The sequence below is a fragment of the Vreelandella aquamarina genome, from assembly GCF_020075495.1.
GTDB classification, from domain to species: domain Bacteria; phylum Pseudomonadota; class Gammaproteobacteria; order Pseudomonadales; family Halomonadaceae; genus Vreelandella; species Vreelandella aquamarina_A.
Genome location: NZ_JABYQT010000001.1, coordinates 232,555 through 253,203, shown reverse-complemented (window position 1 = coordinate 253,203; position 20,649 = coordinate 232,555). Strand labels below are relative to the sequence as shown.

The window sequence follows — 20,649 nt, the reverse complement described above, 5'->3', positions numbered from 1 at the left end:
CAAACCCTACTCCTTTTCAGCGCTGTGCGGTATCTGTTGAATGAGTCGTTATCCTTCTTGCCGACCGGCGATTGAGCAGCACCACCAGCAGCGCGCCGATGATCATCAGGCCAACCACGCCGATGACCTGGGCAGAGCCACCGGTCAGCATCGCGTAATCATCCGGCAGCAGGTAGCGATAGGCCAGCGGTATCATCTGCCCTTCCGGTCCGATCTGGTAGCGTAACAGCTCCCGCCATGGCCAGAGAACCGGCAGCGAGCCGACAATGAAGCCCAAAAGCAGCTGCAGCGTAACGCCATGGTGGCGCTTCAGCAGCCAGGACAACAGGCGCGAAAACAGCGCAAGCCCCACCACGCAGCCTACGCCGAACAGCGCAATGATAGTGATATCAAGACTGCGAATAGCCCCCATGATCGTGCCGTAGAGCCCCATGGTGAGCAACAGGAAGCTGCCCGATACGCCCGGCAGCAGCATGGCGCTGATGGCAATACAGCCGGCCACCATGACCACCAGCGCCTCGTTGCCCAGCATCAATACCAAAGGCATCAGACTAGGCAGCATACGGGCAAGAAACAGCCCGACCAGCAGAGGCAGAATATACCAGATTCGCCAGCGATCGCCTGCCTGGCCCACCACCAGGGCAGATGCTGCCACCAGGCCGAAGAAAAAGCCATCCAGCAGCAGGGGATGTGTGTCCATGAGCCACAGCGCCAGGTGCGCCACGCTTACCAGGCTGACCGCCACGCCAGCCAGCAGCGGGATCAGAAACGCCAGGTTCAGATGGATGGCCAGTGCCTTCAGGCCGCCACGGTAAAGGGCCACCAAGGCGCCTGGGCCAAACTGCTTGATGGTATTGATCAACTCTTCATAGATGCCGGTAATAAAGGCGATGGTGCCGCCCGATACCCCGGGCACGGCATCCGCGGCACCCATTCCGGCGCCTTTCAGGAAAATTCCCAAGGGTTTACGCTTCAATCCACCACTCCTTGCAACAAAGGTACGAAGCGAACGGGTTCGAGCCGCCGCTTTTCAAAGGCGCCACCAATGCGCTTGATCTGGGTAAGCCATTGGCTGCCGTCCGGTTCTTCCAGTGGCGCAATCAACACGCCGTCACGGGTCAGCTGCTCGAGCAGCACTTCCGGCAGCGTCTGGGCGCAGGCAGTGAGCAGGATGACATCGAAGGGCGCCGCCTCCGGCCAGCCTTCACCGCCGTCGGCCAGTGTCAGTGCCGCTTCGGCTTCCAGGCGCCACAGCCTCTCGTAGGCTCGTTCATGCAATGCGTAGATACGCTCGATGGAGTAAAGCTCCTTGACCAGGCGCGACAGAATCAGCGTCTGGTAGCCGGAGCCGGTGCCGACTTCCAGCACCCGGCGCGGGTTGGCACGCACGACAAGCTCGGTCATGCGGGCAACCGTGAGCGGCTGGGAGAGGGTCTGCCCAAAGCCTATGGGTAGCGCCGTATCCTCATAGGCCCGGTGAGCCAGAGCCTCGTCGACAAACAGGTGCCGAGGCTCGCGGGCCATGACGTCAAGCACCTGTGGGTGGCGAATGCCCTGCTCGATCAGACGGTCGATCATGCGGTCTCGCGTGCGCTGCGAGGTCATTCCCCGCCCGCGCCGCTCGATCGAGGAGAGATCAGGCAAAGGCATCCAACCAGTCCTGCACATCGCTGCGCGCCGGATGGCGCGTCAAATCGGTTTGCAGCGGCGTAATCGAGACGAACCCGGCCTCGATGGCGGCAAAATCCGTATCGTTGCCATCATCGGCGTTGGCCGCCACAGGAGCGATCCAGTAGCGCGTACGACCGCGCGGGTCTTCAACGGGCAGCGGTTTTTCTGCAGGCCCCCGATAGCCAAGACGGGTGACCTTGACCCCCTTGATCGCCTCCCAGGGCACATCCGGCACGTTGACGTTCAACAGTGTTCTGGGCGGCAGGGAGAGCCGGTCGGCGGCACCGACCAGGCTGGCCGCCACCTTCGCCGCCGTCGCAAAGTGGCAGCTGCCGCACAGCGACATCGCAATGGCCGTCATGCCTAGATTGCGCCCCTCCATGGCGGCGGCCACGGTACCTGAGTAGAGCACGTCATCGCCCAGATTGCTGCCGTGATTGATGCCGGAAATCACCAGGTCCGGGCGCTCGTCCCAGATGCCGTTGACCCCCAGGTAGACACAGTCGGCGGGTGTGCCATCAACGCTGTAGAAGCCGTTGTCCAGGGCCGTCAGCGAAAGCGGCCGCGACAGCGTCAACGAATTGCTTGCACCGCTGCGATCGCGGTCCGGGGCTACCACGCGCAGCTTGGCGTGGGCCGCCAAGGCGTCATGCAGCGCCTTAAGTCCCGGCGCGTGAACACCATCATCATTGGAAAGCAGCAGTCGCCGCATGGGGTCTCCTTGTCAATCAGCGCCGCCTGGCGGCTTACGCCATGTCCGGGTGGTCGATCAGCTCACCTATCACGGCAGTGGCAAAGCTGCCGCGGGGCAGCGCAAACGAGAGTAGCACGCCTTCTGGCTCCCAGCGCAGTTGAGGGTCGATCAAGCGCATACGCAGGGCGCGCCGGGCGCACTTTACACCGCTTTTCTCAAGCCCTTCACACAAAGCCGGGTGTCGGTGTGCCAGCTGCGCTTCATAGGCCGCCGCCTTGCTCGCCTGACTCGCTCCACTACCGACACCCCAGAGTACGCCCGTAGGATGCACATCCAGCGCGTCGGTGCGAGCCAGCAGGTCCTGGTCGGTAGCCTCGATGGCGAAGACACTCTGCGTGCCCTCCAGCATCAGCGTATCGCCGGCAATCGGGCGGTTCCAGGTGCCGTCGGCCAGTCGGGCGCTCAGCAACTCGTTGAACAGAAAGCTTCGCGCCGTGGAAAGCATCATTCCCTGGCGGTCGTCACGCTTGCGCCAACCTCGTGCCAGCAGCGCTTCGGCACGCTGCAGATTACGCCCCTGGGGGCCAAAGCGCTGGGGGCCGAAATAGTTGGGCACACCGTGCTTGCAGAGTGCCTGCCAGCGGCGCTCGAAATCATCGGCCTGTACGGCTTCGCCGGTCAAGCGCAGGGTAAAGCCGTTGGTACGGTGAACGCCGCGCTTCAATTTACGCGGATGGCGGGCTTTTTCCAGCACCTTGATACCCAGCGCCCCGAGCGAAGCGTCAAGCTCGTCCGGCGCGTCGCGCCCAGGCAGATGCACGCTCAGCCATTGGCGCGTCACGGCGATGCGATCCTTCATGCCGGAGTAGCCAATATCTCGCTGGGTAACGCCACAGATCCGGCTGAGGCTCTTTACCACATCAAGCGTGGTCTGGTTGCGCTTCTCAAGCCGCAGCCAGAGATGTTCGCCGTGGGCTTCGGGGATGAAATCAAGCTGCTCATCGACCAGGAAGTCTTCAGGCCGGGCGCGGTACTGGCCCGGCTTGGGTACGCCGAACGTGGCATCCAGGCAGCGCTGCCAGCGGGGCAGTTCACTCATCGAGCGCCCCAGCGCGGCCCAGCAGCACCACGGCCTCGGCGGCGATGCCTTCACCCCGGCCAGTAAAGCCAAGCTGCTCGGTGGTCGTTGCCTTGACGTTGACCTGGTCAAGCGCCACGCCCAGCGTCTCGGCAATGGCGTTACGCATCGATTCGATATGCCCCGCCATCTTGGGCGCCTGGGCCATGAGCGTGGCGTCCAGATTGACAACGCCCCACCCCTTTGCCTGAACAAGGCTCATGACGTGGCGCAGCAGTTCACGACTGTCCGCGCCCTTCCATTCCGGGTCGGTGTCCGGAAAGTGGTGGCCAATATCGCCCAGCGCGCAGGCACCCAGTAGCGCATCGCTGATCGCATGCAGCAGCACATCGCCATCCGAGTGGGCGACAAACCCCTGCGAAAACGGCACCCTGACGCCGCCGATCATCAGATGATCCCCGGGGCCGAAACGGTGCACGTCAAATCCATGGCCAATTCGCATTGGGTTCTCCTAGGTTAACGGATCGAGTTGCGCGACCAGGATGGCACTGGCCAGAGCCAGGTCATCCGGGTGCGTGACCTTGAGATTGTCGCGCCGACCGCTGACCAGCAGCGGCTGCTCGCCCAGCGCTTCTACCGCCGAGGCCTCATCGGTCACCAGACGTTGATGGCACCGGGCGCTCTGCAGGGCCTCGAGCAGTAGCGCATAGCGAAACCCCTGAGGCGTCAGCGCGTGCCAGAGCCCGTCGCGGGGCTCGGTGCGCATACTGTGGCATTCGGCACTGGCGCGTTTCATGGTATCGGCGACCGGCATGGCCAGAAGCGCGCCGCTTGGGTGGCGACAGGCCGCCTGATAAAGGGTGTGCAGGTCATCGGGCGTAATACATGGCCGGGCCACATCGTGAACCATGACGATGTCATCTTCCTGGGCCGCTATTGCCACGAGTGCGTTGAGCACGCTGTCCATGCGCTCTTCGCCGCCACTGACCCGCTGCCAGCGGGCAAAGGGTACCCACTCGGGCTGAAACCAGGCATCGTCGCTGTCCAGACAAAGCACAAGAACCGCCTCGGGGAAGGCCTGATAAAGCCGAGCCAGGGTATGGGCCAGGATGGGCTGCTCGCCAAGTGTCAGGTACTGCTTGGGTCGATCCGCCCCCATGCGGCGCCCCTGTCCGGCGGCAGGCACGATCAGCCACAGTGTTCTATCGGCACTCACGGGGCCGGCCGCTCGCGCCCAAAGCTTGGCTGGGTAACCAGGCCCGCGTTGATACCTAAAAGCTCGGTGGCAATCGCCACGCCCGGCACCCAGAAAAACTGCTCGTCGCTGCGCACCATGCCCATATCGCTGCGGGCGCGCTCTTCGATGGCATCGAGCCCGGTCTTGAGGTCGGTGACCTCGGCCGCGAGCCGGGCGTTGCGCTCGCGCAGGGGCAGATTATCCGCCTCCTGAACGGCCACACGCTGCTCGACCACCTGCAGGTCGCGCCAGCCGCCATTGCCCAGCCACAGCGTATACTGGAGCAATCCCAGCACGCCAAGCAGTGCCACTACCAGCCACTTGTGCATTACCGATCTCCCGAGAATCAGATAAGCGGGTATGCAAGCCCCGCAGTAATGGCGCGCATTATGCCACCATGACGCACCATCAGCGAGCCGCTGATCACTTGAAGGGCAGCGCCTCCAGGGCGGCCTCCCGGTAGGCTGCCACGTGAGCGCCCTCCTCCTCGCAGAACCGGGCTACGCCAGCGGCAAGTCCTGGGTGGACCATGTAGTGCAGCGAGCGCACCCGCTGGGGGGCAAAACCACGCACTAGCTTGTGCTCGCCCTGGGTGCCGGGGTCAAAGCGTGCAAGCCCCTGCTCCAGGCAGTACTCGATACCCTGGTAGTAACAGGCTTCAAAGTGCAGGCAATCGGCGATTACTTCACTGCCCCAATAGCGGCCATAGAGTGTCTGCTCGCCGCGGAAATAGAGCGCCGCGGCCACCGGCTGCCCGTCTATACGGGCCTGTACCAGCATGAGCGCGTCAGGCATGGTGCGAAGCAGCTGTTCGAAAAAGGCCTGATTGAGATAAGGCGCACGCCCCCGCTCGTGATAGGTAATGGCGTAGCAGCGGTAGAAGTGCGCCATCGCTTCCGGCGTGATCTCGACGCCTTCAAGACGCTCGAGGCTTATGTCCTGCTCGGCCACCAGCCGTCGTTCGCGCTTGATCATCTTGCGCCGCTTGGAGGTGAGGCTTGCCAGAAACCCGTCGAAGTCGCCAAAGCCATTATCCTGCCACTGAAACTGCACACCCTCCCGGGCGATCAGCTCGGGAAACTGCGCTTGCCAGGCGCTGACATCGCCCTCGTCGGCAAACAGCAGATGCCAGCTCGACAGCGCCACCGGCAGGCTATGTGCCTGCCAGGCCTTTGCCAGCGCGGCGCGAACCGCTTCGGCATTGGCCTGCGGGGCAATCAACGTGCGCGGGCCCGGCACGGGAGTAAACGGAATGGCGCTGAGCAGCTTGGGATAGTACGTGCCGCCGGCGCGCTCGAACGCCTCGGCCCACCCCCAGTCAAACACGTACTCCCCATTGGAGTGATGCTTGCGGTACATGGGCAGCGCACCCACCAGTCGCTCGCCCTGCCAGATGCACGCATGACACGGCTCCCAGCCAGTGCTCTGGCAAACCGAGCCGCTGGCTTCCAGGGCATCCAGAAAGGCATGGCGCAAAAACGGCTGGTCGCGCCCCACCAGAGCATTCCACTGGCAGGCATCGATGTCCTGCATGGCGGATAGCGTAGAGCGTCTTAGTGGATACCCGGACATCGTATCTCCTGGAACAGGGGCGCTTGTCTGCCGCCTACTCTAGCATCAACCCACGCACGGTAGTTGCCCGGCTTAATAAGTGCGACCATCAATGGGCACTGCCGCCGGTGTCGGTCCGTGCATGCCCGAGTAGGCGAAACCGAGGCGTATGATTATCATGTATCTTGTCAACTTTATCAGGCTAAACAAGGTGCTAGCCACGGCATGCCAGCACCTGGCCAGCTTGACCCATTAATATTGTGGCGAAGTGACTAAAGCTTGCTTGCTCATGACCGATATTTAGATAAGTTAAATTGTTCATTTTTTTCATTTGGAAACCCGATGCAAGCCGCTGACCAGCCGCATAACGAAGCACAACGCCTTGCGGCATTGCGTGCTCTGAACGTTCTCGACTCACCACTTGAAGCCTCTTTTGACCGCATCACCCAGCTGGCGCGGGAAGTCTTCGAGGTACCGATTGCCCTGGTTTCGCTGGTCGACAAGGAGCGTCAATGGTTCAAGTCGCGTCAGGGACTGGCCGCCTGTGAAACCGAACGCAGCATCTCCTTTTGTGCTCACGCCGTTGCCCACGATGCGCCGCTGGTGGTCGAGGATGCGCACGCCGACGCACGCTTTGCCGACAACCCGCTCGTCACCACAGCACCTTTCATTCGCTTCTACGCCGGCCATCCGCTGCGCCCTACCGATGGCCTGCCTGTCGGTACGCTATGCATTATCGACCGCGAGCCACGTACGTTTTCAGACCGCGAGAAGCGCATCCTTAAAGGGCTTGCCCAGCAGGTCGAGGAGCTGTTGCGCCAGCACGTGCTCAAGGAGTCGTTATCCAGCACGGCCCGCCGCTTTGAGGCGCTGTTCACCAAAAGCGCAACCGGCAAGGTGCGCATCGATCGCACCGGCAGCATGATTGCTGTCAACCCCTTTGCGCTCAAGCTGCTTGGGTATACCGAAAGCGAACTGCTGGGCCGCAACGTTTCCATGCTGACCCCGGCCGATATCGCGCCGCGTCACGACGGCTTCATCGGGCGCTATCTTTCCGGCGGCGAACCCACGGTCATCGGGCGTGGGCGCGAAGTAGAAGCACAGCACAAGCAGGGGCACCGTGTGCCTGTGCATCTTGCCATCAATGCCATTCCCAACGACCAGGGCGAGGTGGTGGAGTTTCTGGGAATCCTGACGGATCTGAGTGATATCCACTCGGCCAATCAGCGTATCCAGAAAGAGCAGAGCCTGCTTAAAGTGCTTCACCAGGGGATAACCGACTATCAGGCACTGATGTCGGGAGAGCGGCTGTGGGTCTTTCTGATGGAGGCGCTGCGCGAGCTGACCGACAGTGACTATGCGCTGATCGGCGAGGTAAAGCCGTCAGATACCACCAACACTCTCAAGATACACGCGCTTACCGACCTTTCATGGAACGCCGAGTCGCGCGTTCTGATGGAGCGACTGCGCAGTGGCGACATGACACTGACCAATCCCAATTCGCTGCTTGGCCGAGTGTTCGCCTTCGGTGAAGTGATCATGACCGACGATGTGCTGACACACTCCAAGCGCGGCGGCTTTCCGCCGGGCCACCCCCACCTTACCAATTATCTGGGTGTACCGATCTATAGCGGCAAGCGCCTGATCGGCATGTACGCGATTGCCAACAGCAAGCAACCATTGGATCAGACCCTGATAGACTGGCTGCAGCCGTTTACCGATACCTGCGCCCTGCTCATCAACCTGTACCGGCAGATGGCCGAACGCGAACAGGTGACGAGGGACTTGGGAGCGGCCCGGGATCAGGCGGAGAAGGCCAGCCGAGCCAAGAGCGAATTTCTCTCCTCGATGAGCCACGAGCTGCGTACGCCCCTCAACGCCATCATCGGGTTTGCCCAGCTGCTGGGCAAGGGCCGCCGCGAGCCGCTGAGCAGCAAGCAGCAGCGCCAGGTCAACCAGATCGAAAAGAGCGGCCAGCACCTGTTGAGTCTGATCAATGAAGTTCTCGACCTGGCCAAGATAGAGGCCGGGAAAATGTCCTTTTCCATTGAGCCATTGCCGCTTGAAAACCTGCTCGACGACGCCTGTCTGACGCTTGAGGCGAGCATGGAAAAGGCCAATATCACCCTGGTACGCCGGCCCTTTTCAGCCAGCTTGTACATTGCGGCAGACTACACGCGCACCAAGCAGGTCTTGCTGAATCTGCTCTCCAACGCCATCAAGTACAACAGCCCCCGAGGTTCCATTACGCTCTCGGCCGAACAGGTGGATGGCCACGTGCGCATCAGCGTGGCCGATACCGGTCTGGGTATCGCGCCTGAGCGCCATCATGAGCTGTTTGAGCCGTTCAACCGCCTGGATGCTGAGCATGGGGCTATCGAAGGCACGGGCATTGGCCTTGCCATCACGCGCCAGCTGGTCGAGCGCATGAATGGCCGCATCGGCGTTGACAGCCAGCTTGGGCACGGCACCACGTTCTGGTTCACGCTACCCCAGGCTCACCCGAGTGCGTTCGACAGCAGCAGCCCAAGCGACAATAGCGCGCGTCAAGGCTTGGACAAACCGCACGCTTATACCCTGCTTTATGTCGAAGACAACCCGACCAATCAGCGCCTTATGGAAGATATCGTCGATGAGATCGACGAGCTCAAGCTGCAGATCGCGCCCAACGCCGAAATCGGCCTGGAACTGATGCGCCAGTCACCGCCAGACGTGGTCCTGATGGATATTCACCTGCCGGGGATGAACGGCTTTCAGGCGCTGGATATCATCCAGAAGGATCCTCATCTACGCGGTATCTATGTCGTTGCCCTGTCGGCCAACGCCATGGAGCGCGACATCATGCACGGCTTGATGGCTGGCTTCGATGCCTACCTGACCAAGCCCCTGAACATCGATCGGCTGACCGCAACATTGAACAAGTTCGTCACCCTGACGCCGGAGCAATCGTCATGAACCTAACCGACAAGCACCTGCTGGCGGTAGACGACAACCCTATCAACGTCGAGCTTCTGCTTGATCTTCTGGATGATCATGGCTTTAGCAACGTGCACGGCATAAGCGACCCGCGCGAGGTGCTTGCCTACTGCGAGCAGCACAAACCCGACCTGCTGCTGCTCGATATTCGCATGCCTTATCTGGATGGCTATGCGCTGATCAGTCTGCTGCAGGAGCGCTTTGGGCAGCAGACGCCTCCCGTCATCGTACTCACGGCACAGATCGACGACGAAACACGCTACCGTGCGCTCAATCTGGGCGTGCGCGATTTCATCACCAAACCGTTCAACCATGACGAAGTACTCCAGCGCATTCGCAATACGCTGCGCCTTGAACACCGCTACCAGATACGCGACCAGCAAGCAGAAACCCTCGAGCGCATGGTAGCGAAACGCACTCAGGAGCTGGACCGCCAATCGCGTACCGACCCCATTACCCAACTGCCCAACCGCCGTGGCTTGATGCAGGCGCTGCGCGAAGCCTCCCTGGGAGGCGCTGATACCGGGCTTCTGTTCATTGCGCTCGACCATCTGGATGAGGCGATTCGCCTGCATGGGTATCGCATTGCCGACCAGCTGGTTGGCCATATCAGCCAAACACTCCATTCAGCGCTGAGCAGCGAGTGCACGCTTGGCCTGTGGGGCGGCAGCGAACTCTTGCTGGTTACCCGTAGCGCCGACCAGCACTCCCTTGAGCGGCTGGCCACACGGCTGCTCGGCTTTTTCGAGCACGACCAGGCGCTGGATGATCTGTTGATTCCGTTAAACGCGCGTATCGGCATCAGCTGGACCACGGGCAGCTTCAATATCGAGCGGCTTGTACACATGGCCGCCCTGGCGCTGCCCCAGGACACTCCCCAGCGGATACAGAGCTACAGCGAAGCCCTCGAGGCCCAGCAGCGTCACCGGCTCAGCCTGCAGCAGGCCATCCGCGGGGCAACCCAGCGGGGCGAGATGTCCCTTGCGTTCCAGCCCAAGATATCGCTGGAGACTCAGGAGATCATCGGTGCCGAGGCGCTGCTTCGCTGGCATCATCCGGAACTTGGCCATATCTCACCGGCGGATTTTATTCCCCTTGCCGAGGCCAGCGGTGATATTCTGGCCATTGGCGACTGGGTGCTTGAAGAAACCATGCAATATATCGTGTCATGGCGAAAGCAGGGCCTGCTCAATGACCACTTTCATGTAGCGGTGAACGTGGCGGCGCGACAGTTGACCCGCCGGGATTTTGCAAAGCGGCTGCTGGAGCGGCTGGCGGGCTATGGCATTCCCGAGCGCTTTTTTGCACTCGAGGTAACCGAATCCGGGTTGATGAGCGATATGCAGAATGCGCGTATCCAACTGGCCCAGCTTGCCAGGATGAACGTAGCGGTTGCCATTGACGACTTTGGCACCGGGCATTCATCGCTTGCCTACATCAAGACGCTGCCATTTTCGACGCTCAAGATCGACCGCGCGTTCGTCATGGATATCGAGAATAACCCGGTGGATCGCCAACTGGCGGTGATGATTACCCAACTGGCGCACGCTGTCGGCTGTGACGTAGTGGCAGAAGGCATTGAAACGCCCGCCCAGGCGGCGTACCTGCATGCTATTGGTTGTGAAGCGGCGCAAGGCTACTATTATGCTCGCCCATTACCCGCCAACGACTTTATCGATTGGTGTAACCACTGGACACCCGAGCCTTCCCCACTCACTGCCATGGAGCTTGTTTGATGGCGCATGACTTGCTTGACCGCTTACGCGAACGCTTGGAAGAGCTGAACCGCTCCGAGCGCAAGGTAGCTAACGTGATTCTGGACGATCCGGCGGCGGCTACCAGCTTAAGCATCGCAAGCCTCGCTCAGTCGGCCAGCGTCAGCGAGCCCACCGTGAACCGGTTCTGTCGCAACTTTGGTGCCAAGGGGTATCCGGACTTCAAGATCAAGCTGGCCCAGAGCCTGGCCGGCGGCACGCCGTACGTTACCCGCGCCGTTGAGCCGGGTGATACCGCGACCCAGTACACGCACAAGATATTTGGTGCCACCATTGCCGCCCTCGATGAAGCTCAGCGCGATATCGACATGAACGCCGTCGAGCGCATGGTCGACTACCTGACCCAGGCAAAGCAGATCCACTTTTTCGGTCTGGGGGCGTCGGGTGCGGTGGCCCAGGATGCCCAGCACAAGTTCTTCCGCTTCAACCTGCCGGTCATGGCCTACGTTGACGTATTGATGCAGCGCATGGTGGCGGCTGCCTGCCATACTGGCGATGTGGTGGTGATCATTTCCTACACTGGACGCACTCGGGAGCTTGTGGATATCGCCAGAGTGGCGCGCGCGGCGGGCGCGGTGGTGTTGGGCATTACTGCCCCGGCCTCTCCCCTTGCTCAAGCGTGCAGTGCGACACTCGACGTTGCCACCCCGGAAGACACCGACCACTACATGCCGATGACGTCCAGGGTGATCCAGCTCACCCTGATAGACGCGCTGGCCACCGGGGTCACGCTGCGTCGCGGCGAAGGGTTTCTGCCGCATCTGAAGAAGATCAAGGACAGCCTGCGCGACACCCGCTTTCCGCTGGATAGCTAATCGCTAGAACCTAGGCCGACACGGCCGTGGTGACGGTGATTTCGACTTTCAGCTCGTCAGCCGGCATCGGCGCGCAGACACAGGTACGCGCCGGCGCATGGCCTTCGGGCACCCAAGCATCCCAGACGGCGTTCATGGCCGCAAAATCGCTGCCGTCCTTCAGGTAGATGGTGGCACTCAGCAGCTGCTCACGGCTTGATCCAATCTCCTCGAGCAGCGCATCCACGCGCGCCAGCATGCTCCGGGTCTGCTCGGTGATATCAGCGTTTCGCGCGTCCGGCCCGGCTACCTGGCCGCATAGGTAGGCAACGCCTTGATGAATGACTGCGCGACTCATGCGCGCTTTGGTATCGTGACGCTCGATAGTCATGGAAAACTCCACTGCCAACATGAAAAAAGGCAGTGTAAACGCCTGGCAAGTCTCTGACCACGCCTGAATGTTCAGCGCTCGGTAGGTACCGGGCGATGCTCGAACACCCGGCGCAGCACGAAACTCGTGTGCGCCCCGGTCACGCCTTCGATCCGGTTGATGACATGCAGCAGCAGGTGCTGATAGTCATCCATGTCACGCACCAGAATCTTCAACTGGAAGTCCGCCGCCTGGCCAGTGATGATCAAGCACTCGATCACGTTGGGAATCTCACGGATATGACGCTCGAAATTCTCGAACCGCTCAGACGTATGCTGATCCATGGCAATGTGCAGCAGTACCATCAGCTGATAGCCCAGCTGCCGGGCATCCACCTCGGCGCGATACTGCATGATCAGGCCATGCTCTTCCAGGGCACGAACGCGCCGCAGGCAGGGCGAGGCGGAAAGGCCGATGCGGTCGGCAAGTTCCTGATTGCTGATCCGGCCCTCCTGCTGAAGGATGGTCAGAATCTGTCGATCAAAGCGATCCAGAGTCAATGGTACTACCGACATGGTAAGCAGCCTCTGCCAATTAACTCGTATAATTTAAAATATTCTGCCAATCAATGCCAATATTGGCTTTTTCTTAGCAATCATCTAGCGCCGCAAACCCGTTACACTATAAAAACTGCCAAAAGCGGTAACCGTTGCCGTGCAGCGCTTTGTACCACGAACCTGCATCGATACACGTGCATGTACGAGCCCGGCCTACGCCAAAAGCGGCCAGTTTTCCAAGTCATCCATCTTCAGGAATCTAACAATGTCTGCTTTCGATCATCGAAAATACCGTCCAGCACCGCGCGTGCCTGCGTTCAACCGCCAGTGGCCTGACCGTGACCTGGATCGTGCCCCGATCTGGGTGAGCGAAGACCTGCGTGACGGCAACCAGGCGCTGCTGGAACCGATGACCGTCGAGCAGAAACAGCGTTTCTGGCACCAGATCATCAAGGTGGGCATCAAGGAAGTGATGGTCGGGTTTCCATCGGCAAGCCAGCCTGACTACGACTTCGTGCGCTGGCTGATCGAGGAAGACCAGATTCCTGACGACGTGACCATTGCCGTACTGGTGCAATGCCGCGAGCACCTGATCGAAAAGACCTTCGAATCCTTGGTCGGCGTCAAGCGTGCGATTATCCACCTGTACAACTCGACCTCGACCATTCAGCGTGAACGGGTATTCGAGATGGACCGCGACGGCATTACCGACATTGCCGTGCAAGGCGCCACCTGGGTGAAAACCTACGCGGCCAGATACCCCGACGTGGCCTGGCGCTTTCAGTACTCGCCGGAGAGTTTCTCCAGCACCGAAATCGACTTCTCGCTGGCAATCTGCGAGGCGGTCATGGATGTCTGGCAGCCCACGCCGGACAACAAGTGCATTCTCAACCTGCCAACCACGGTGGAAGTGGCAGGGCCTCACCATCACGCCGACCAGATCGAGTATTTCTGCCAGCACATCAGCCGCCGCGACAGCGTGATCATATCAGTCCATACCCATAACGACCGGGGCGGCGCGGTGGCCTCCGCCGAGCTTGCCCTGCTCGCCGGCGCCGACCGCGTGGAGGGCACGCTTTTGGGCAACGGCGAGCGCACCGGCAACATGGATATTGTGACGCTGGCCATGAACCTCTACAGCCAGGGCATCGATCCCAAGCTCGACCTTTCCAACCCGGATGAAATCATTCAGGTGGTTCACGAGTGCACCGGTATCACCATGCATCCGCGTCACCCTTGGGTCGGCGAGATGGTCTATACCGCGTTTTCCGGCAGCCACCAGGATGCGATTCGCAAGTCGCTCAAGCACCAGAAAAGTGATGAGCCTTGGCAAGTGGCGTACCTGCCGATCGACCCGCATGATATCGGCCGCGACTATCAAGCCGTCATTCGCGTCAACAGCCAGTCCGGCAAGGGTGGCATGGCGTTTTTGCTGGAGCGCGACTACGGCATCAACCTTCCGCGCTGGATGATGCTGGCGCTTGCTCCTCATGTGCAAAAAGAGAGTGAAGCGCGCGCCAGCGAGCTTTCAAGTGAAATGATTCGCCAGGTGATGTTCGACAACTTCACCCAGGAGGCGCCGCTGTCACTGGCGGACTACCAACTCTCCAAGGGCCAGCGCGAAGGTCTTGAAGTAACCCTGTGGCAGGGTAGCGAAACCCTGCGCCTGTCGGGCTCCGGCAACGGTGCCATGTCCGCGTTTACCGATGCCTGGGAGAAGCACTCCGGGGTCAAGGTGGGCATCATCGATTACAGTGAACACTCGCTGGGCGGCGACAGCGAAGCCAATGCCATTGCCTTCGTGCAGCTCAATATCGATGGTCAGCGTATCTGCGCCGTGGCCGAAGACAGCGATACCGTCAGTGCTTCTCTGAAAGCGCTTATTTCAGGTATCAACCGGGCCGGTGACATGACCAGGGCAGCCACCAATCGCCAGGACAGCGCGCTGACGGTCTAGGCACCTGGCAAGACACGAATCCTGAACTGACGCCTTGCGCGGCTTACCGCGCAAGGCGTTTTCTCGTGCACTGATGTCACATGCTAAAATCACTGCCAGTGCGTCGAGCATTCATTCAGCAAGCGGAGAGAGCATGGGCCAGGGCGTGATGAACGTACTGCTGGTAGCGCTGGGCGGGGCACTCGGTGGAGCGGGCAGATTGGCCATCTCCAATCTGATGGCGCACTGGCTGGGCAAGGCGTTTCCCTGGGGTACGCTCGTGGTCAATACTACGGGGGCGCTGGCGGCGGGCTGGCTGCTGGGCTGGCAGGGCTTGTCGGACACGGCAAGCGTCCTCTGGCTGTTCAGTATCGCGGGGCTGCTGGGTGGCTATACCACCGTCTCCTCGTTCAGTCTGCAGACGCTTGAACTGTGGCACGGCGGCCAGGCGGGGCGCGCAGCGCTCAATGCAGGCGCCACGATGACACTTGGCATTGTCATGGCGACGCTGGGCTGGGCGCTGTCGAAAGGCTTCTCATGAGTGTCTGGAAAAACTATCTGGCCGTAGGGCTTGGCAGCGGTGTGGGAAGCGCGCTGCGCTATGGCGTGTCATTGGTGTCCCAGGCGGCCCTGGGCAGCCACTTCCCGTGGGGTACGCTGCTGGTAAACGTGCTGGGGTCTGGTCTGATTGGCTGGTTAGCGGCCCAGGCGCTGCGCTTCCCCCAAGGCCAGCTGGCACGCTTGCACCCGCTACTGATCGCCGGCTTTTGCGGAGGCTTTACCACTTTTTCACTGTTCAGCCTGGAAACCCTGCACTTCGTCACGACTGGCCGGCCGTGGGCAGGACTTTTATACGTCATGGTGAGCCTGCCGCTCTGGCTGACAGCTGCCCTGCTGGGCGAACGTCTGGCACTTTCTTGCCGGTAGCCCTTAAAGGAAATTCAATGCGCGAGCAGCTGGAAAAACACCAGTGCTGGATATATCTGGCCTGTATCGGCCTGGGATTGACACTTGGTGTTGCGCTCCCCTGGTTTGCGGATGCACTTGAGCCGCTGCTTTGGCCGCTGCTGGGCCTGCTGATGTATACCACCTTTAGCCAGATCCCCCTGTCAAGCGTGGCCCGCCGCCTTACTGATGGGCGCTTTATCGCCGCGCTGCTGGTAGGCAACTTTATCGCCATTCCGGCCTTTCTGGCCCTTGCCGTGCACTGGCTGCCGCTCTCCCCTGCCGTATTGGTCGGGGTGTTGCTGGTACTGCTTGTGCCCTGTACCGACTGGTTCATCAGCTTTACCCATCTGGGCAAGGGCGACACATCCCGCGCCGTTGCCGCTGCCCCGCTGCTTTTATTGGTGCAGATGGGTGCCCTGCCTGCCTATCTATGGCTATTTCTGGGAACAGAGTGGTTTCAGCTGGCGCTCTCCGCCTCGCTCGTCAGCGCCTTTGCAGGGCTTGTCATGCTGCCCCTGGCCCTGGCCGGGCTGACCGAGTACCTAGGTAGCCGACACAAGCGCATCCGGCGCACCCTTGAGCATCTTGGCATACTGCCTGTGCCGCTTCTGGCCATGGTCGTATTGATCATCGCAGCCTCTCAAGCAAATAACCTGGGCGGCCTTTATCCGGTGATGGCTCAGGTGGTGTTTATCTTCATCGGCTTTCTGCTGTTTGCCGGCTGGCTGGGCCGCGCGCTTGGCAGGCTGTTCAAGCTGCCTGTCGCCAGCGCCCGAACGCTGGCCTTCAGCTTCGGCACGCGCAATTCGTTCGTCATGCTGCCTGTCGCCCTGGCCCTGCCCGAGGCATGGCAGGCAGCGGTGGTGGTGATTGTCTTTCAGTCGCTGGTGGAGCTTTTCGGCATGATCGTTTACCTGCGCTGGGTACCCAACCGGCTGCTGCCTGAAAACCAGAAACAAGAAAGCCGCCCGGCTAGCCGGTAGCGGGCGGCTTGGCGGCGCTGATGTCAAACAGCGCCGGCCTGGATCAGCGCAGAATCAGCACCGGGATCTGGCTGCCACGCAGCATGGCGGTCGTCGTGCTGCCTACCAGCAGGTGGCGAATGCGCGAGTGCCCGTAGGCGCCCATCACCAGCAGATCGATACCCTGTGCCTGTTCGTAGGCTTGCAATACCTCGTCCACCTCACCTGCACGAATGATGCCTTCTGCTCGGTGGCCCGCCTCACGCAGCGTGGTCATTGCCCAGTCAAGCTGGGAGCGATTTTCTGCCGTTTCGGCCCCCACGATCAGCACGTGACACTCGTTATCCGCAAACAGCGGCGAACGGGCCAGCATCTCAACCCCCTTGCGGGCCGTCTTGCTGCCGTCAAAGGCAATCAGCACCTTTTGCGGCGGCTTGAAGGTAGCCGGCACCATGAGGATCGGGCGGTGCACTTCACGCACGACGCGCTCGAGATTGGCGCCAAGATGATGGCTTGCCTGATGGGCGTTTTCACCCCGCTTGCCGATGACCACCAGGCGCGTCTCGCTTTCAAGCTCGGCCAGCGTCTCCACCAGAGCGCCGTTCACCTGGCGTGCGGCAGGGTTAGTCACACCGTGCTCAATGGCACGAGCCTGAGCTGCCTCCAGCATCAACCGGCCCTGCTGGCGGTTCACCTTGGCACGCTGCTCATCAAGGGTGGAAAGCGCCTCCAGCAGATGTTCCTGGGCACCAAGATGCAGATGGCCGGAAAGATCCTGCTCGTCGGGCACACCTGAGTGGTTATCAACCGCGTGCACAAAATTCAGCGGGGCGCCTAACGCAAGGCTGGCCCAGGCGGCATAATCACAAACGCCCTCTGAAAACCGGGAGCCGTCAATGGCGGCCAGGACGTATTCGGTAACAACGTGCTCAGTCATGCTGCTCTCCCTGTTCATCAACGATCACTCGTCAGTGGCCGCCCATCAGTTTGTCGACCGCCTGAGGGTCGTTGTGCACCGCGTAACGGTCGACCACCGTGGCACTGGCTTCGCTCAGCCCTACAAGCTCTACCTCGGTGCCTTCGCGGCGGAACTTGATCACCACGCGGTCAAGCGCCTGCACCGCGGTGACGTCCCAGAAATGCGCCTTGGACAGGTCGATTGTCACTTTATCAAGACTCTCCTTGAAATCGAATGCCGCCATGAAGCGCTCGGAGGAGGCAAAGAATACCTGCCCGACTACCTGATACTCCCGCGTGCGCCCTGCCTCCACCTCGACCGAGCCGATATACATGATATTACCCACCTTGTTGGCGAAGAACAGCGCCGCCAGCAGCACGCCAACGAACACGCCCAGCGCCAGGTTGTGGGTGCTGACCGTGACGGCAACGGTGGCCAGCATGACGATATTGGTGCTCAGGGGATACTTTTTCAGATCCCGGATCGACGCCCAGTTGAACGTGCCGATCGATACCATGATCATGACCGCCACCAGGGCCGCCATGGGAATCTGTGAAACCCAGTCGGATAGAAATACCACCATCAGGAGCAGCAGCACACCGGCGATCAGCGTGGAAAGCCGCGTGCGGCCGCCGGATTTGATGTTGATCACCGACTGGCCGATCATCGCACAACCCGCCATGCCGCCCAGAAGGCCCGCGCCGATGTTGGCCATGCCCTGGCCCTTGCACTCACGGTTCTTGTCGCTTTGGGTGTCGGTCAGATCATCCACGATGGTCGCGGTCATCATCGATTCCAGCAGGCCCACCACGCACAGCATCAGCGCATAGGGCAGAATGATCAGCAGCGTATCGACCGTCAACGGCACGTTGGGCCACAGAAATACCGGCAGCGTATCCGGAAGCTCGCCCATGTCGCCTACGGTGCGAATATCCATGCCGCTTGCCATGTACACGATGGTCAGCACCACGATGCACACCAGCGGCGACGGCAATGACCTGCCGATAACGGGCAGGTAGGGAAACAGGTAAATGATCCCCAGGCCCGCCGCCGTCATGGCATAAACGTGCCAGGTGACGTTGGTCAGCTCCGGCAGCTGGGCCATGAAGATCAGAATCGCCAGGGCGTTGACGAAGCCCGTCACCACCGAGCGCGAGACAAAGCGCATCAGCTCCGCCAGACGCAGATACCCGGCGATGATCTGGAACACGCCGGTCAAGAGCGTGGCCGCCAGCAGATACTGGAGGCCGTGCTCGCGCACCAGCGTGACCATCAAAAGCGCCATGGCGCCGGTGGCCGCGGAAATCATGCCGGGTCGGCCACCGGTAAAGGCGATGATCACCGCGATACAGAACGAAGCGTAAAGGCCGACCTTGGGGTCGACCCCGGCAATGATCGAAAACGCGATCGCCTCGGGAATCAGCGCCAGCGCCACGACGATACCCGAAAGCGTGTCGCCCTTGATATTGGAAAACCACTCATGCTTGCTGAAAAGTGCCATTCAGGGAGTCCATGGTTGTGATGTGAACACGACGCGCCAACGCCACCGCACAAGGGCAGAAGCCACGCCATAATGTCAGGTTGCAGGTTTCAAGCTAAAGATCGAAGGCGCCAAAAGCGCCCATGAAAACGACGGCCACAGGGGACCGATACGCCGCAGTAGCGCAAGCGCCAGAGCGTTTCAAGGGGGGAGTATTACCTAGGGTGGAGTCATCAACCCAACAGTCGGTCGTACAAGCGTCGCCTGTGAGCGTTTCATTGCGCGTATGCCTTGCCGTGAAAACGTGTGTCCTGTGCTGGCCGCGTGAGAGCTCGGGCCAACAAGGCGCGGAGTTTACCAGCAATCGACAAGGCCTGCACCCGCTAGACGTATGGACCCACGTGGCGGGATGACCGTGCACTTCGCCATGGCTTACCATAGGTATTCTGCAGCAAGACACCACATCTACGCCGGATCGCCACCCGAGCGATCATCATCACACCTGAGGAGCAGTACATGAGCCAGTCAATTGCAGTGATCAAGGGCGACGGTATCGGACCGGAAATCATGGACGCCACCCTGCGCGTGCTTGAAGCGCTCGAATGCGGGCTTGAGTATGAGTTTGTCGATGCCGGCCTGGTTGCACTGGAAAACCACGGCACCCTGATCCCCCAGGCATCGCTCGATGCCATCGAGAAGTATGGCGTTGCCTTGAAGGGTCCTCTCACCACGCCTATCGGCAAGGGCTTCTCCTCTATCAACGTGCAGCTACGCCGCCACTTCGACCTCTACGCCAACGTGCGCCCGGCGATCAGTTTCCCCGGCACCCGCTCGCGCTTTGAAGATATCGACATGATCACCGTGCGCGAAAATACCGAAGGCGCCTACCTTTCCGATGGCCAGGAAATGATCGACGACGGCAACACCGGCATTTCGGTGATCAAGGTCACCCGCAAGGGCTCCGAACGAATCGTGCGCTACGCCTTCGAACTGGCGAAAAGCAGCGGCCGCAAGAAGGTGACGGCAGTGCACAAGGCCAATATCATCAAGACCAGCTCCGGGCTGTTTCTGGACGTGGCCCGCGAAATCGCCCGTGAATATCCCGAGATCGAGTTTCAAGAGATGATCGTCGACAACGCCTGCATGCAGCTGGTGATGAACCCGCACCAGTTTGACGTTGTGGTCACGACCAACCTGTTCGGCGATATTCTTTCTGATTTATGCGCCGGCCTGGTGGGCGGCCTTGGCCTGGCGCCGGGCGCCAATATCGGCGAAAAAGCCGCGATTTTCGAAGCGGTACACGGCTCGGCGCCGGATATTGCCGGCAAAAAGCTCGCCAACCCCTGCGCCCTGCTGCTGGCCGCCGCGCAGATGCTCGACCACCTGGGCATGGCAGACAAGGGTGACGCCATCCGCCGCGGTATTCGTGCAGTGCTGGAAACCCGCCGCGACATGGTCACACCGGACATGGGCGGTACCGGCACTACCGATACGTTTGCCCAGGCCCTGGTGGAATACGTTCAGGCCTGACCCGCTTATTGTGCATCGCCTTTTCAAGCGCCCTTCTCCCGCAAGGGCGCAGCTTTCCCGCTGTTATCAGCCTCCATTGTACATACCTGTGACAGAAAACCTTTTATGACCGATCTTGCCAAGGGAAGAGTA

General features: G+C 60.8%; 20 protein-coding genes. 8 read left to right on the top strand and 12 right to left on the bottom strand.

Going from position 1 to position 20,649, the window contains the following annotated elements:
* Positions 1-16: 16 nt before the first annotated feature.
* The 8 genes from HW452_RS01150 to HW452_RS01115 all read right to left on the bottom strand — a co-directional run bounded on the left by HW452_RS01150 (position 17) and on the right by HW452_RS01115 (position 6,252).
* Positions 17-976: a DUF368 domain-containing protein gene (locus HW452_RS01150; protein ID WP_224104267.1), complete on the bottom strand. Its 960-nt coding sequence runs from the start codon at positions 974-976 to the stop codon at positions 17-19.
* Entirely contained in the window at positions 973-1,650 is a 678-nt protein-coding gene (locus HW452_RS01145; protein ID WP_224104266.1) for a protein-L-isoaspartate(D-aspartate) O-methyltransferase, read from the bottom strand. Before HW452_RS01145 ends, HW452_RS01150 begins: the two co-directional genes overlap by 4 nt.
* Positions 1,637-2,383 carry a 5'/3'-nucleotidase SurE gene (surE, locus tag HW452_RS01140; RefSeq protein WP_224104265.1) on the bottom strand — a complete coding sequence of 249 codons (747 nt, stop codon included), beginning with the start codon at positions 2,381-2,383 and terminating at the stop codon, positions 1,637-1,639. The genes HW452_RS01145 and surE overlap by 14 nt, the downstream gene beginning before the upstream one ends.
* A 34-nt stretch (positions 2,384-2,417) precedes the next feature.
* Positions 2,418-3,464 (bottom strand): tRNA pseudouridine(13) synthase TruD, encoded by a 1,047-nt coding sequence (gene truD, locus HW452_RS01135; protein ID WP_224104264.1) that lies wholly within the window; start codon positions 3,462-3,464, stop codon positions 2,418-2,420.
* Complete coding sequence (ispF, locus tag HW452_RS01130) at positions 3,457-3,945, bottom strand: 2-C-methyl-D-erythritol 2,4-cyclodiphosphate synthase (protein WP_224104263.1); 489 nt, start codon at positions 3,943-3,945, stop codon at positions 3,457-3,459. Before ispF ends, truD begins: the two co-directional genes overlap by 8 nt.
* A 9-nt stretch (positions 3,946-3,954) precedes the next feature.
* Entirely contained in the window at positions 3,955-4,659 is a 705-nt protein-coding gene (ispD, locus tag HW452_RS01125) for a 2-C-methyl-D-erythritol 4-phosphate cytidylyltransferase (RefSeq protein WP_224104262.1), read from the bottom strand.
* Positions 4,656-5,009, bottom strand: a complete 354-nt coding sequence (ftsB, locus tag HW452_RS01120; protein WP_224104261.1) for a cell division protein FtsB — start codon at positions 5,007-5,009, stop codon at positions 4,656-4,658. The genes ispD and ftsB overlap by 4 nt, the downstream gene beginning before the upstream one ends.
* 94 nt (positions 5,010-5,103) lie before the next feature.
* Entirely contained in the window at positions 5,104-6,252 is a 1,149-nt protein-coding gene (locus tag HW452_RS01115) for a GNAT family N-acetyltransferase (RefSeq protein WP_224104260.1), read from the bottom strand.
* Between the two features lie 321 nt (positions 6,253-6,573).
* On the opposite strand from HW452_RS01115, the gene HW452_RS01110 reads away from it, so the two are divergent.
* Genes HW452_RS01110 through hexR form a run of 3 tightly spaced genes read left to right on the top strand, consistent with a single transcriptional unit; the run spans position 6,574 to position 11,797 of the window.
* Positions 6,574-9,186 (top strand): ATP-binding protein, encoded by a 2,613-nt coding sequence (locus HW452_RS01110; RefSeq protein ID WP_224104259.1) that lies wholly within the window; start codon positions 6,574-6,576, stop codon positions 9,184-9,186.
* The gene (locus HW452_RS01105) at positions 9,183-10,943 is read left to right on the top strand and encodes an EAL domain-containing response regulator (RefSeq protein ID WP_224104258.1); all 1,761 of its coding nucleotides are present in this window, start codon (positions 9,183-9,185) and stop codon (positions 10,941-10,943) included. The genes HW452_RS01110 and HW452_RS01105 overlap by 4 nt, the downstream gene beginning before the upstream one ends.
* The gene (gene hexR / locus HW452_RS01100; protein WP_224104257.1) at positions 10,943-11,797 is read left to right on the top strand and encodes a transcriptional regulator HexR; all 855 of its coding nucleotides are present in this window, start codon (positions 10,943-10,945) and stop codon (positions 11,795-11,797) included. The genes HW452_RS01105 and hexR overlap by 1 nt, the downstream gene beginning before the upstream one ends.
* Before the next feature lie 10 nt (positions 11,798-11,807).
* Here the strand turns inward: hexR and HW452_RS01095 are convergent, their stop codons facing one another.
* Complete coding sequence (locus tag HW452_RS01095) at positions 11,808-12,167, bottom strand: RidA family protein (protein WP_224104256.1); 360 nt, start codon at positions 12,165-12,167, stop codon at positions 11,808-11,810.
* A 71-nt stretch (positions 12,168-12,238) separates the two neighbouring features.
* Positions 12,239-12,721, bottom strand: coding sequence for an Lrp/AsnC family transcriptional regulator (locus HW452_RS01090; protein ID WP_224104255.1), 483 nt, complete (start codon positions 12,719-12,721; stop codon positions 12,239-12,241).
* A 247-nt stretch (positions 12,722-12,968) separates the two neighbouring features.
* Between HW452_RS01090 and HW452_RS01085 the strand changes: the two genes are divergently transcribed.
* The 4 genes from HW452_RS01085 to HW452_RS01070 all read left to right on the top strand — a co-directional run bounded on the left by HW452_RS01085 (position 12,969) and on the right by HW452_RS01070 (position 16,570).
* Positions 12,969-14,660: a 2-isopropylmalate synthase gene (locus HW452_RS01085; protein ID WP_224104254.1), complete on the top strand. Its 1,692-nt coding sequence runs from the start codon at positions 12,969-12,971 to the stop codon at positions 14,658-14,660.
* Positions 14,661-14,793: 133 nt separating this feature from the next.
* Entirely contained in the window at positions 14,794-15,180 is a 387-nt protein-coding gene (locus HW452_RS01080) for a CrcB family protein (protein ID WP_224104570.1), read from the top strand.
* Positions 15,177-15,566 carry a fluoride efflux transporter FluC gene (locus HW452_RS01075; protein WP_224104253.1) on the top strand — a complete coding sequence of 130 codons (390 nt, stop codon included), beginning with the start codon at positions 15,177-15,179 and terminating at the stop codon, positions 15,564-15,566. Before HW452_RS01080 ends, HW452_RS01075 begins: the two co-directional genes overlap by 4 nt.
* A gap of 17 nt (positions 15,567-15,583) precedes the next feature.
* Entirely contained in the window at positions 15,584-16,570 is a 987-nt protein-coding gene (locus HW452_RS01070) for an arsenic resistance protein (protein WP_224104252.1), read from the top strand.
* A gap of 43 nt (positions 16,571-16,613) precedes the next feature.
* Here the strand turns inward: HW452_RS01070 and HW452_RS01065 are convergent, their stop codons facing one another.
* Together HW452_RS01065 and HW452_RS01060 are read right to left on the bottom strand one after the other, a co-directional pair.
* Entirely contained in the window at positions 16,614-17,486 is an 873-nt protein-coding gene (locus HW452_RS01065; RefSeq protein WP_224104251.1) for a universal stress protein, read from the bottom strand.
* A 31-nt stretch (positions 17,487-17,517) separates the two neighbouring features.
* Complete coding sequence (locus HW452_RS01060) at positions 17,518-19,008, bottom strand: SulP family inorganic anion transporter (RefSeq protein WP_224104250.1); 1,491 nt, start codon at positions 19,006-19,008, stop codon at positions 17,518-17,520.
* A 495-nt stretch (positions 19,009-19,503) separates the two neighbouring features.
* Between HW452_RS01060 and HW452_RS01055 the strand changes: the two genes are divergently transcribed.
* Positions 19,504-20,517 (top strand): isocitrate dehydrogenase, encoded by a 1,014-nt coding sequence (locus HW452_RS01055; protein WP_224104249.1) that lies wholly within the window; start codon positions 19,504-19,506, stop codon positions 20,515-20,517.
* The last annotated feature ends 132 nt before the right edge of the window (positions 20,518-20,649 follow it).